The sequence below is a fragment of the Natronolimnohabitans innermongolicus JCM 12255 genome, from assembly GCF_000337215.1.
Classification (GTDB): Archaea; Halobacteriota; Halobacteria; order Halobacteriales; family Natrialbaceae; genus Natronolimnohabitans; species Natronolimnohabitans innermongolicus.
Genome location: NZ_AOHZ01000081.1, coordinates 98737 through 110465 on the forward strand (window position 1 = coordinate 98737; position 11729 = coordinate 110465).

Genomic DNA, 11729 nt, shown 5'->3' on the forward strand with positions numbered 1-11729 from the left:
TGCCGGTTGTCGGGAAACGGGGCGGTATGACTACCTCTACTCGCCCCTGGGACGACTGGAACCATATTCTCAAGATCGATCCGGACAAGGAGCTTCCCGAGGGCGTCACCTACGGCGATCTCTGTGCGACCGGCACCGACGCGATCGAAGTCGGGGGGACGATGGGGATCACCGAGGAGAACATGGAAGCCGTCGTCGACGCCTGCGCCGAACACAACGTCCCCCTCTACCAGGAACCCTCGAGCCCCGACGTCGTCATCGACAACCGCGCGCTCGAGGGGTATCTCATCCCGACGGTCTTCAACGCCGGCTCGCCGTTCTGGATCACGGGCGCCCACAAGGAGTGGGTCCGCCTCGACGGCGACATGGACTGGGATCGCACCTGGACGGAGGCCTACATCGTGATGAACCCCGAATCCGACGTCGCGACCTACACCGAGGCCGACTGCGATCTCGACGCCGACGACGTCGCGGCCTACGCCGAGACCGCGGAGCGGATGTTCGGCCAGGAGATCGTCTACCTCGAGTACTCCGGTACGTTCGGCGACGAGGACGTCGTCGAGGCGGCCGCCGGGGCGACCGACGAGTCGACGCTGTTCTACGGCGGCGGAATCCACGACTACGAGTCGGCGGCGACGATGGCCCAGTACGCCGACGTGATCGTCGTCGGCGACCTGGCCCACGATGAGGGTGTCGAGGCGGTTCGCGAGACGGTCGAGGCGGCTCGAGACGTCTGAGCGGAAGTCGGCCGAAACTCGAGCGGCGAGCGAAACGGCCGTCAGCCCGACCGCGTTCGGTCGCCGTTTTCGACCTGAATATCGAGTTTTCGCGTGTTGCGGATCCACTCGAGGTACGCCTGTAACCGATTCGCAGCGCGGAGCGAAGCGATCGTATCGTACTCGTCGCGGAGTTCGTCGTTCGAGAAGACGGCGTGGATCTGCTTGTGACAGGGGCGACAGAGCAGTACCGTCGGACTCGAGGCGCGCTCTTCGGGTCGGAGGTGGTGTTCCTGTACGACCTGGGGGTCGTCGATACGCTCGTCGGGAACGACGCGCCGACACAGCGCACACGTCGTCGACATCGGCGGCTATACGCTCCCTACCGGCAAAACGACTCGGGAACTGCGGCGTGCTCGAGTCGGATTCGAGAGGTGCAGTCAATGCTGCGTTACCAGTAGTTGGTAATACGGCTTCTTTATTCAGGTAGAACCGCGAATTTTAATTGGTCGATTCGTCACCTACAGGTGCCAACCTTTTGCTCTGCGTGCGGTCGCTTCGCGACCGCACTCGGCAAAACGTTGATGAAAAGCGCGGCGTCACCCCCTCAGCCGCGCCGTTGGCGCGGCTTCGAGGGATTCCTTGGCCCGCTCGCTCACTCCGTTCGCTCGCGGCTGCTAACGGTAACGTCTCCACCTATATTGAACACGAGTTTCGCACAGAACTCTGTATAAAGAAACTGTACTACTATCTACTGTTACGACTCGAGTCCACACGAGTCGCTCAATCGTCACCCTCGAGCGCGAGGTCGACGCGCTCGAACTGGCCGCGACCGGTCTGCCGGTACCCGTTTGCCAGCGCTGCCGAGAGCAGCGTGTGCTCGGCCTTGCGGAGGTGTTCGTGCAGCGTCGCGCGGCTGATTCCGAGTTCCTCGGCGAGCCCTTCGTTCGTGATCTCGCGGGGCCAGTCGTAGTAGCCGCGCGCGAGGGCTTCGGTGACGACCTCGCGCTGGCGCTCGGTCAGCGGCGAGTCGGTCGCCCGGAACTCCTCGAGCTTGCCGAGCGTGACGGTTCCGAACGTTTCGAAGTCGTCGATGATGGCTTTGAGATCCTCGCGTCGGAAGACGAGGACGTTGTACTCGCGCTGGCGCCCCGAGACCGTATTCGCCCGCCGCAGCGTCCCGTGGTTCTGGTAGATCGCCGAATACGCCCCGCAGGACGGTTTCGTCACGAGCAGATTTTCCTCGTCGAGTCGGTCGACGTGTTCGACGTGGTCCGCGTCCTCGAGTGCCGACTGAAACGGGTCCGCGTGCGGGCCCGCCCGGAGGACGAACGTCACGAACCCGTTCTGAATCTCCTCGATTTCGATCGGAATGGGCGACTCGAGATCCGCCGTGAGCCGTCGGAGGATGCACTCTCGGTGCTGGGTGAAATGAAGCGTCGCGGTGAACATCTCAGCGTGGTGTGTGGAGACAACCCAAGGATAAAAAGCTGCGCGTCGAACCGGGAATCGGCCGAGTAGCGAACGGAGAATATAACGGACCAACAGCTGTTGGGGGAATCCTTACTCCCCAACGCGACCACACCCCACACTGTACGATACCATATGACACATAACCTCGGCGTCGACGTCGGTGGGACGTTCACGGACGTGATCGTCTTCGACGAAGCGACACACGAACTCACGATAGACAAGGTGCTCTCGACACCCGAAAACCCCTCCAGGGGCGTCATTCGGGGCATCGAGGAAGCGACGACGAAGGCGGACACGTCGGTCGCCGACCTCGAACTCCTCTTTCACGGCACGACGGTCGTGACGAACATGCTCTTAGAGGAGACGGGAGCGCGAGTCGGCCTCATCACCAGCTCGGGTCACGAGGACGTCCTCCACCTGGCTCGAGCGTGGACCCCCGGCCCGCTGTACGGCTGGATGGACATGGAGAAGCCGGAGCCGCTCGCGGATCTGGTCGACACCCGCGGCGTCGACGGGACGATCAGTTCGCCCGACGGCGAGGAGACGGCGCCCCTCGACGAGGACGCTGTCAGGGAGGCCGTCCGCGACCTCGAGGCCGCCGGGGTCGAGTCGCTGACGGTCGCCCTGCTGAACGCGTATCTCAACCCGGCCCACGAGGAGCGGGTTCGAGAGATCGTCGCGGAGGAAGCCCCGGAGCTGCCGGTGTCGATCTCCTCGGAGATCGTTCCGGAGTACGGCGAGTACGAGCGAACGCTGACGACGGTCATCAACGACTACGCGCGCCCGACGGTCATCGAGTACCTCGAGGAGCTGGACGACTCGCTGGCCGACGCCGGCTCGACGGCGACGATGAACGTCGTCCGCTCCGACGGCGGCTTGATGAGTTCCGGCGCGGCCACGGAGCGGCCGGTCGAACTCGCGCTCTCGGGGCCGAGCGGCGGCGTCGTCGGCGCGGCGACGATCGCCTCGAAGAAGGGCGTCCCGGACGTGCTCACCCTCGACATGGGCGGCACCTCGACGGACGTTTCGCTCGTCGAGGGCGGCAGTCCGGAGACGACGCGCCAGACGAAGGTGGGCTATCGCGAGTTCAAATCCCGCTCCGTCGACGTGAACACGGTCGGCGCGGGCGGGGGATCGATCGCCCGCGTCCAGTTGAGCGGGTCGCTGCAGGTCGGCCCCGAGAGCTCCGGCGCGGATCCCGGGCCCGCATGTTACGGACAGGGCGGCGAGGAGCCAACCGTCACGGACGCCAACGTCGTTCTCGGTCGGATTCCGGAGTCGGTTCGCCTCGGCGGCCGGATGGAACTCGATCGGGAGGCCGCCCGCGACGCCGTCGCGACGGTCGCCGACGAGCGCGGGAGCACGGTCGAGGAGGCCGCGCAAGCGATCCTCGACATCGTCAACGAGAACATGCACGGCGCCTTGCGCGTCGTAAGCGTCGAGCGCGGTTACGACCCTCGAGAGTTCGGGCTCGTCGCTTTCGGCGGCGCGGGGCCGATGCACGCCAACGCGCTCGCGGACGTGATGGGTGCCTATCCGTTGATCGTCCCGCCGGGACCGGGCGTCATGTCGGCGTTCGGCTTTCTCACCTCGGACGTCCAGAACGAGTTCTCCGAGACCTACCTCGAGACCGAGGACGACGTCGACGGCGAGGACGTCTACGAGAAGTTGCGTGAACTCGAGGCCGAGGCCGGCGAGTGGCTCGCTTCGGAGGGCGTTCCCGAGGACGACCACGCGTTCGACTACGTCGCCGAGTGTCGGTACTTCCGCCAGGACATCCGGATGTCGATCCCGATCGCGATCGACGAGCTCCGCGAGACCGGGCTCGCCGAGATCCGAGACGACTTCGAAGCGCGCCACGACCGCCAGTTCGGCTTCTCGCTCGACGCGCCCCTCGAGATCGCCAACCTTCGCGTGATCGGGAAGGGGATGCTACAGGGCGTCACGATCGAGGAGCGCGAACTGGGCGATGCGGATCCGAGCGACGCCGAGATCGACGTCGACGACGTCTACTTCGACGGCGACACCGACGAGACGCCGATCTACGACCGAACCGAACTGCGGCCGGGCAACGAACTCGACGGGCCGGCGATCGTCACCGACGACGACTCGACGGTCGTCGTCCAGCCCGACCACGTCGCGACGATCGACCGCTACGCGAACATCGAAATCACCCGAGGTGAAGACCAGTGAGCGACACCGCAACCCCCGACTTCGTCGGCGACCACGACGTCGACCAGACCACGCTCGACATCATCGAGAGCACGCTCTCGAACACCCGCCACGAGATGGACCGAGTCGTCGAAACGACCGCGATCAGCCCCGTCATCCGCGAGCAGTCCGACCAGTTCCCGCTCATCGCGGACGCCCAGGGGCGGATGGTGATGGGCCAGTTCGGCTCCGCCATCGACACCATCCTCGAGAACTCGCCGTTCGACCGGGACGACCTGAACGACGGCGACGTGATCGCGACCAACGATCCCTACGCCTGCGCCGGCGCGGTCTCGCACACGCCGGACATGCTCCTGTTGCGTCCGATCTTCTACGAGGGCGATCTCGTGGGCTTCTCGAGCCAGTGGGGGAACCTGATGGACGTCGGCGGGAAGACGCCGGGCAGCATGCCCGTCCAGGCGACGACCATCTTCGAGGAGGGGATGCGGCTGCCGCCGGTCAAACTCTACAAGGAAGGCGAGTTCGACAGCGAACTGCTCGAGACGTTCGCGCACAACACGCGCCTGCCCGAGCACGCCGAGGCAGACATCAAGGCGCTGGCCGCGGGGACGAAAGCGGCCGAGACGCGCGTCCACGAACTCTGTGACCGGTTCGGGAAGGAGACGTACGTCGAGGCCTGCGACGCCATCCTCGACCGGACTCGCGCCGGGATGATCGACCTCATCCACGAGTTCGTCCCCGAGGGCGAGCGCTACACCTTCGAGGACTACGTCGACGACGACGGGATGGGCAACGGGCCGATCAAGCTCCACCTCGAGATCTACCGGGAGGGCGATACGGTCTACCTCGACTGGACCGGAACCGACGAGCAGGTGCCGGGGACGGTGAACTTCCTGCTGAACGAGCAGATGTTCAAGATGTTCACCGGGGTCTTCCTCATCATGGCCTTCGACCCCCTGCTCACCTTCAACGACGGCTACTACGACCTCTTCGAGGTGACGCTGCCCCAGGGCTCGGTCGTCCAGCCGGAGTTCCCGGCGGCGCTCGGCAACCGCCTGCCGCTGATGGCCCGCCAGTTCGACGTCCTGCAGGCGACGTTCTCGAAGCTCATCGACGGCTTCTCCGTGGCCGGCAGCTACGGGACTTCGCCGAACCTCGTCTACGCGGGCACCGATTCCGAGGGCAACGACTTCCAGATGCTCGAGATCCTCTACGGCGGCATTCCGGCGCGGCCGGGCGGCGACGGTCTCGACGGCCACTCCTGGTGGCCGCTGTTCCGGACCGTCCCCGCGGAGTACCAGGAGGCCTACTACCCCCTGACCATCGACGAGTACAGCACCCGCGCCGACACCGGCGGCGCCGGCGAGTTCCGCGGCGGCCACGGCATCACGAAGGTCTACACCTTCGAGGCCGAGGGCGCGATCACGTTCCAGGACGACCGCGCCCACACGTACCCGTGGGGCGTCGACGGCGGCAAGCACGCCCAGACGAGCGAGAAGAAATTACTCCGAACCGACGGCACCGAGGAGGAGCTCCCCTCGAAGGTCGAAAACGTTCCCGTCTCGGCCGGCGACAAACTCGTCTTCAGCACCGCCGGCGGCGGCGGACTCGGCGACCCGCTCGAGCGCGACCCCGCGGTCGTCGCGAAAGAGGTCGAGCGCGGCCTCGTGACGGAATCAGCTGCCAGTGACGAGTACGGCGTCGTCCTCGCCGACGACGGCGGCGTGGACGAGGCGGCGACCGCGGACCGCCGCGAGGAGCTCCGGTCCGAACGCGACGAGCCCGCGGCCTTCGACTACGGGCCGCTGCCGGACGACGCCGACCTCGAGGAACGCATCGCCGCTGAACGCCGCGAGTTCGAGGATCGACACGACTGACTCGTGGGAGACGAACGCCACACCACCCACCGCACGATGGACTGGCCACACGACTTCGACGGCTACGACGAGACCGACTTCGGCTCGAGCGTCGGCCTCGGCGACCGTCCCGCACTGCTCGTGATCGACCTGATCAACGCCTTCACCGATCCCGAGGGGAGTCTCGGCTCGGACGTCGAGGACGTCCTCGCGGAGACGAGCCGACTGCTCGAGGCCTTCCGCAAGCGCGACCTGCCGCGGTACTTCACGACGGTCGCCTACGAGGAGTCCTACGGCGACGCCGGGCGATTCGTCGAGAAGGTGCCTGCGCTTCGCGAACTGCGACTGGGCACCGACGCGGTCGATGTCGACGACCGCGTCGCGCCCGTCGATGACGAGCGCGTGATTCTGAAGAAGTACGCGAGCGCCTTCTTCGGGACCGACCTGCAGACGGAACTGACGACGGATCGGGTCGACACGCTCGTGCTGACGGGCGTGACGACCAGCGGCTGCGTCCGCGCGACGGCGGTCGACAGCCTCCAGCACGGCTACCGAACGATCGTCCCCGCCGATGCCGTCGGCGACCGCGCCGAGGGCCCGCATCACGCGAACCTCTTCGACATCGACGCGAAGTACGGCGACGTCGTGACGACCGACCACCTCCTCGAGCGACTCGAGACGTTCCCTGCAAATGACGAGTGAGACAACGCCCGATTCCACCGACGACCCGCGAACCGCATCGACACCGACTTCCCCGCTACTCCCGAGTGATCGGCCATGACCGACGCAGGTGCCCAACTCCGCGAACTGCTCGAGCGCGACGAACTGCTGGTCTGTCCCGGTGTCCACGACCCGCTCACCGCGGCCGTCGCCGACGCCGTCGGCTTCGACGCCATCTACATGACCGGGTACGGAACCTCGCTCTCGAAGACGGGCTACCCCGACGCCGGCCTCATCACGATGCCGGAGATGATCGACAACGCGGCGACCATCCAGGAGCGCATCGACGTGCCGCTGATCGCCGATTCCGACAACGGCTACGGGAACGCGACGAACGTCGTCCGAACCGTCCGCGAGTACATCAAAGCCGGCGTGGGCGCGATCCACATCGAAGACCAGACCTTCCCCAAGCGCTGTGGCCACACGAAGGGCCGACAGGTCGTTCCACGGGAGGAGGCGGTCGGCAAGATCCGCGCCGCCGCCGACGTCCGCGACGAGCGCGGCGAGGAGTTCGTGCTCATCGCCAGAACCGACGCCCGCGGCACCGGCGACGGCTCGCTCGACGAGGCGATCGGCCGCGTCAACGACTTCCTCGAGGCCGGCGCCGACGTCGCCTTCGTCGAGGGGCCGACCGACGAGGATGAACTCGAGCGCATCGGGCGCGAGGTCGATGGATGGCTCGTCTACAACTTCGTCGGGGACCTCGGCTCCTCGCCGTACGTCGAGCTGGAGGCGCTCGAGTCGTACGGCTTCGACCTCGTGCTCTTTCCGATCGCGTCGACGCTGTCGACGATCGCGAACGTCCACGCCGATCTGGCGGCGTTCGCCGAGGACCCCGTCGACGCGATGCGGGACATCGACGACGCGTTCAACGACCGGCCGCTGGGGAGCCTCCACGAGTTCTCGGGCTTCCCCGAGGTCGTCGAGTGGGAGGAGCGGTACCTCCCCGAAGAGGACCAGGAGAAGTACGAGGGATCGCTCGGCGACGACCTCGAGGGCGAGTGATCGACGGCGCCCGGTATGCTGCCGGACAGCAGTCAGTGCACCGTCGGTCGCGAACGTCTAGCCGTCTCCGACAGCGACGGCCGAATTCGAGCGACCGAGCGTCGAATAGGTCTGTCCGGCAGTACTAATCGATGGCCACTCTGACGGCCCGCTGCCGGGGACGTCGCTGGCGACGGTCACACCGCGCGCCGGCGGAGTACGGCGCGTTCGAACTCGCGAAACCACAACGGACGTTCGTGATAGTTAATGGCGCCGGAGTTGGCAACTCGAAAATGAGTACTCGGTGTCGAGTTGTGACCGGTCGCCAGTAGGCGGCTCACGGCGGTGAGCAGCCCACAGCTACTGTCGTCGCCCGCTATTGGTATTTATTCAATTTCCGGGGAAATAATAACCGCCAGTAACTATCATCTACTTCTATTATCGTCCGTGTAGGCCGTCTACACGGGGATTTTTGGGGTCGTAGTCGTACGGTCTCGGTATGGTTCTACACAACAGGGCGGTTCGACAGGACGTCCGCGAACTGGGTGCGTTGCTCGGCGACGTCCTCGAGGACCAGACGTCGCGTCGGGCGTTCGATACGGTCGAGTCGTGTCGCCGGTCAGCGATCGACTATCGCTCCGGTGACCTCGAGTCCCGGGAACCGCTGATCTCGGAACTCGAGGGACTCTCCCCCCACCAGCAGGGGATCGTCGCTCGCGGCTTTACCACCTACTTCGAGCTAATCAACCTCGCGGAGGAACGCGAGCGCGTTCGCACGATCCGAACGGCCTCCCAGGAGGGGACCCTCGAGGACAGCCTCGAGACCGCCGCCGCGGAACTGGGCGAGAGCGACACGGAGACGGTAACGCAGGTGCTCGACGACGTCCTGATCGAGCCGACGTTTACGGCCCACCCGACGGAGGCGCGTCGGAAGACCGTCAAGTCGAAGCTGCGGACGATTTCGACGCACATCGAGACGCTGGACGAACGGCTACTGACCGACAAGGAAGCGGGACAGGTCTGGCGCGATATCGACGCCGAGGTGACGAGCCTCTGGCAGACCCCCCAGGTCCGCAACCGCCAGCCCGAACCCGAAGACGAGGCCCGAAACGTCCAGTGGTACCTGGAGAACACGCTGTTCGACGTCGTCGGCGAGGTCTACGACGAACTCGCTGACGCCATCGACGACGAAATCGACGGCGGTCTCGAGATTCCCAAACTGTTCGAGTTCCGCTCGTGGGCCGGCAGCGACCGCGACGGCAACCCCTACGTCACCCCCGAGGTCACCGCCAACACCCTCGAGACTCAGCGCGAGGTCGTCCTCGAGAAGTACCGCGACGAACTCAAACGCCTCTCGGGCGTCCTCAGCCAGGACGGCAGTCGCATCGACCCCGGCTCGTCGTTCGCGGCCTCCCTCGAGGACGACCGCGAGCGCCTGCCCGGCAGCGCACGCACCGCCGAGGAGCGCTACCCCGACGAGCCCTACCGCCAGAAGCTCAAGCTGATGCGCGAGCGCCTCGAACGCGTCGGCGACGTGCGCCCGGGCGGTTACAACGACGTCGACGACCTCCTCGAGGACCTCGAGATCATCGCCGAGAGCCTGCGGGACAACGGCGCCGAGAGCGTCGTCGACGCCCACGTCGACCCCATCCGCCGGCAGGTCGCCACCTTCGGCTTCTCGCTTGCCAGCCTCGACCTGCGCGAACACCAGCAGAAACATACCGACGCCATCGCCGAAGCCCTCGAGCGAGAGGGCATCGATTACCGAGCGCTCTCCGAGGACGAACGCGTCGAGTTGTTGACCGACGCCGTCCTCCAGGACGATCCCGTTGTCGACCTCACGGACACGGCGGATCTCTCCGACGACTCCGCACGGGTGTTGACGCTGTTCGACAGCCTCGGCGACTGGCAAACCGAATACGGCGTCGAGGCCATCGACACCTACGCCATCTCGATGACCGAAGAGCCCAGTCACGTCCTCGAGGTGCTGTTCCTCGCCGATCAGGCCGGCGTCGTCTCCCTGCCCGAGCACTCTGGGATCGACATCGTGCCGCTGCTCGAGACCGAGTACGCCCTCTCTGGGGCCCGACGGATCATGGGGACGCTGTTCGAGAACGAGGCCTACGCGCAGGCCCTCGAGGCCCGCGGCCGAACCCAGGAGATCATGCTCGGCTACTCCGACTCGAACAAGGAAAACGGCTTTCTCGCCGCGAACTGGTCGCTGTACAAGAACCAGCGCCGCCTCGGGGAGATCTGCGACGACCACGACGTGACGATGCGGCTGTTCCACGGCCGCGGCGGCTCGATCTCCCGCGGCGGCGGCCCGATGAACGAAGCGTTGCTCGCGCTGCCGAACTCGACCGTGACGGGGCAGGTCAAGTTCACCGAGCAGGGCGAGGCCATCGCCGAGAAGTACGCCAACCCCCGCATCGCCGAGCGCAACATCGAACAGATGCTCAACGCCCAGTTGCGCGCGCGCCTCGACGCGATGGACCAGCCCGAAGAAGACGTCCCCGACGAGTGGGTCGAGGCCATGGAGACCATGGCTGACGCCGCCCGCCGGGAGTATCGCGACCTCCTCGAGAGCGACGGCTTCGTCCGCTACTTCGAGCAGGCGACGCCGATCACCGTCATCGAGAACCTCGACCTGGGATCGCGGCCGGCCTCGCGCAGCGGCGAGCGCACCGTCGAGGACCTGCGAGCGATCCCGTGGGTGTTCTCCTGGACCCAGTCGCGGTGTATCCTCCCCGGCTGGTACGCGATCGCATCGGGGATCGACGCCTACTTGGACGACGGTGGAGCCGTCGAAACCCTCCAGGAGATGTACGACGAGTGGGCCTTCTTCCGGACCACGCTCGACAACGCCTCGCTCTCGCTGTCGCGTAGCGAACTCGAGATCGCCGACCAGTACGCCGACCTCGCCGACGAGGAGCTCCGCGAGCGGTTCTTCCCGCGGGTCTCCGCGGAGTACGAGCGCGCGAGCGACCTGATCACCACCATCGCCCAGCGCGAGACGCTCCACACCCGCGACTGGCTCGGCGAGAACCTCGAGCGGCGCAACCCCTACGTCGATCCGTTGAACCTGCTGCAGGTCCACCTGCTCGGGCAGAATCACCGCACGGACCTTGAGGAACGGACCCTGCGGCTGACGGTCAAGGGGATCGCCGCCGGGATGAAAAACACCGGGTAGAGGGAGGCTCCGACTCTACTCGTCCTCGCCGTATCGCTCCGCGGCCGACTCGAAGCCGAGTTCGTCGTACTCGCGACTCCGGCGCCCCTCGAGTTCCGCGACGGCGTCGGGTTCCGGCGACGCGTCGTCGGTGATCCGCGCCCACGAGTTGTGGACCTTGGCGTGACACCACCGACAGAGGTAGACCGTGATCTCGTGGGTCAGCCGCTCGCCGTCTCGAGCGTAGGAGAGGTGGTGCTCCTCGAGCAACGGGCGCTCGTCGTCGTGGGCCATCCGTTTTTCCTCAAGCCCGCAGCGGACGCACTCTCGGTCGCGGTTGCGAGACCGGAACTGCGGACAGTCGGCCCACGACCAGTCCGACTCGGGGTCGACGACGGGGCACTCGTAGTCGTCTTCGGCGCGCTCGCGGGCGAACTCGGGGTCGTGTTCGTAGTGGTCGAATGCGTACCGGCAGTTTCCGTCGCCGGTGAGGTAGTCACAGACGCCGGCGAACTCGTAGGGATCGTCGACGCCGACCGACGTTCCCCGTGGCGTCTTCTCCATGTCTGTTAGCACCCGTTCGAACGCGGCGGAGTTGAACCTCACGGCTGCCGTTCGACGAGCGACCGTCCGGTGTGA

The 11729-nt window shown here is 66.1% G+C and carries 9 protein-coding genes; 6 read left to right on the plus strand and 3 right to left on the minus strand.

Annotation, left to right across the window (positions count from 1 at the left end; translation table 11 throughout):
* The first annotated feature begins 26 nt into the window (after positions 1-26).
* Positions 27-737 (plus strand): phosphoglycerol geranylgeranyltransferase, encoded by a 711-nt coding sequence (locus tag C493_RS16995; RefSeq protein ID WP_007260718.1) that lies wholly within the window; start codon positions 27-29, stop codon positions 735-737.
* Positions 738-778: 41 nt separating this feature from the next.
* Here C493_RS16995 and C493_RS17000 read toward each other — a convergent pair whose 3' ends face one another.
* Entirely contained in the window at positions 779-1081 is a 303-nt protein-coding gene (locus C493_RS17000) for a hypothetical protein (RefSeq protein WP_007260719.1), read from the minus strand.
* Between the two features lie 418 nt (positions 1082-1499).
* The gene (locus C493_RS17005; protein ID WP_007260720.1) at positions 1500-2168 is read right to left on the minus strand and encodes a helix-turn-helix domain-containing protein; all 669 of its coding nucleotides are present in this window, start codon (positions 2166-2168) and stop codon (positions 1500-1502) included.
* A 153-nt stretch (positions 2169-2321) separates the two neighbouring features.
* On the opposite strand from C493_RS17005, the gene C493_RS17010 reads away from it, so the two are divergent.
* From C493_RS17010 to ppc, 5 genes are all read left to right on the plus strand, one after another.
* Entirely contained in the window at positions 2322-4382 is a 2061-nt protein-coding gene (locus C493_RS17010; RefSeq protein ID WP_007260721.1) for a hydantoinase/oxoprolinase family protein, read from the plus strand.
* On the plus strand, positions 4379-6238 hold the full coding sequence (locus tag C493_RS17015) for a hydantoinase B/oxoprolinase family protein (RefSeq protein ID WP_007260722.1): 1860 nt from the start codon (positions 4379-4381) through the stop codon (positions 6236-6238). The genes C493_RS17010 and C493_RS17015 overlap by 4 nt, the downstream gene beginning before the upstream one ends.
* A 36-nt stretch (positions 6239-6274) precedes the next feature.
* The gene (locus C493_RS17020; RefSeq protein ID WP_049889442.1) at positions 6275-6919 is read left to right on the plus strand and encodes an isochorismatase family protein; all 645 of its coding nucleotides are present in this window, start codon (positions 6275-6277) and stop codon (positions 6917-6919) included.
* Positions 6920-6994: 75 nt separating this feature from the next.
* Positions 6995-7942 carry an isocitrate lyase/PEP mutase family protein gene (locus C493_RS17025; RefSeq protein ID WP_007260724.1) on the plus strand — a complete coding sequence of 316 codons (948 nt, stop codon included), beginning with the start codon at positions 6995-6997 and terminating at the stop codon, positions 7940-7942.
* Between the two features lie 478 nt (positions 7943-8420).
* Complete coding sequence (gene ppc, locus C493_RS17030) at positions 8421-11111, plus strand: phosphoenolpyruvate carboxylase (protein WP_007260725.1); 2691 nt, start codon at positions 8421-8423, stop codon at positions 11109-11111.
* A 15-nt stretch (positions 11112-11126) separates the two neighbouring features.
* Here the strand turns inward: ppc and C493_RS17035 are convergent, their stop codons facing one another.
* Positions 11127-11654 (minus strand): DUF7097 family protein, encoded by a 528-nt coding sequence (locus C493_RS17035; RefSeq protein WP_007260726.1) that lies wholly within the window; start codon positions 11652-11654, stop codon positions 11127-11129.
* Between the last annotated feature and the right edge of the window lie 75 nt (positions 11655-11729).

What these genes read in the sequence shown, in the direction of transcription:
- C493_RS17000 (WP_007260719.1), bottom strand. Translation starts at nt 1,081, where the DNA reads ATGTCGACGACGTGTGCGCTGTGTCGGCGCGTCGTTCCCGACGAGCGT.
- C493_RS17010 (WP_007260721.1), top strand. Translation starts at nt 2,322, where the DNA reads ATGACACATAACCTCGGCGTCGACGTCGGTGGGACGTTCACGGACGTG.
- C493_RS17035 (WP_007260726.1), bottom strand. Translation starts at nt 11,654, where the DNA reads ATGGAGAAGACGCCACGGGGAACGTCGGTCGGCGTCGACGATCCCTAC.
- C493_RS17005 (WP_007260720.1), bottom strand. Translation starts at nt 2,168, where the DNA reads ATGTTCACCGCGACGCTTCATTTCACCCAGCACCGAGAGTGCATCCTC.
- C493_RS16995 (WP_007260718.1), top strand. Translation starts at nt 27, where the DNA reads ATGACTACCTCTACTCGCCCCTGGGACGACTGGAACCATATTCTCAAG.
- ppc (WP_007260725.1), top strand. Translation starts at nt 8,421, where the DNA reads ATGGTTCTACACAACAGGGCGGTTCGACAGGACGTCCGCGAACTGGGT.
- C493_RS17020 (WP_049889442.1), top strand. Translation starts at nt 6,275, where the DNA reads ATGGACTGGCCACACGACTTCGACGGCTACGACGAGACCGACTTCGGC.
- C493_RS17025 (WP_007260724.1), top strand. Translation starts at nt 6,995, where the DNA reads ATGACCGACGCAGGTGCCCAACTCCGCGAACTGCTCGAGCGCGACGAA.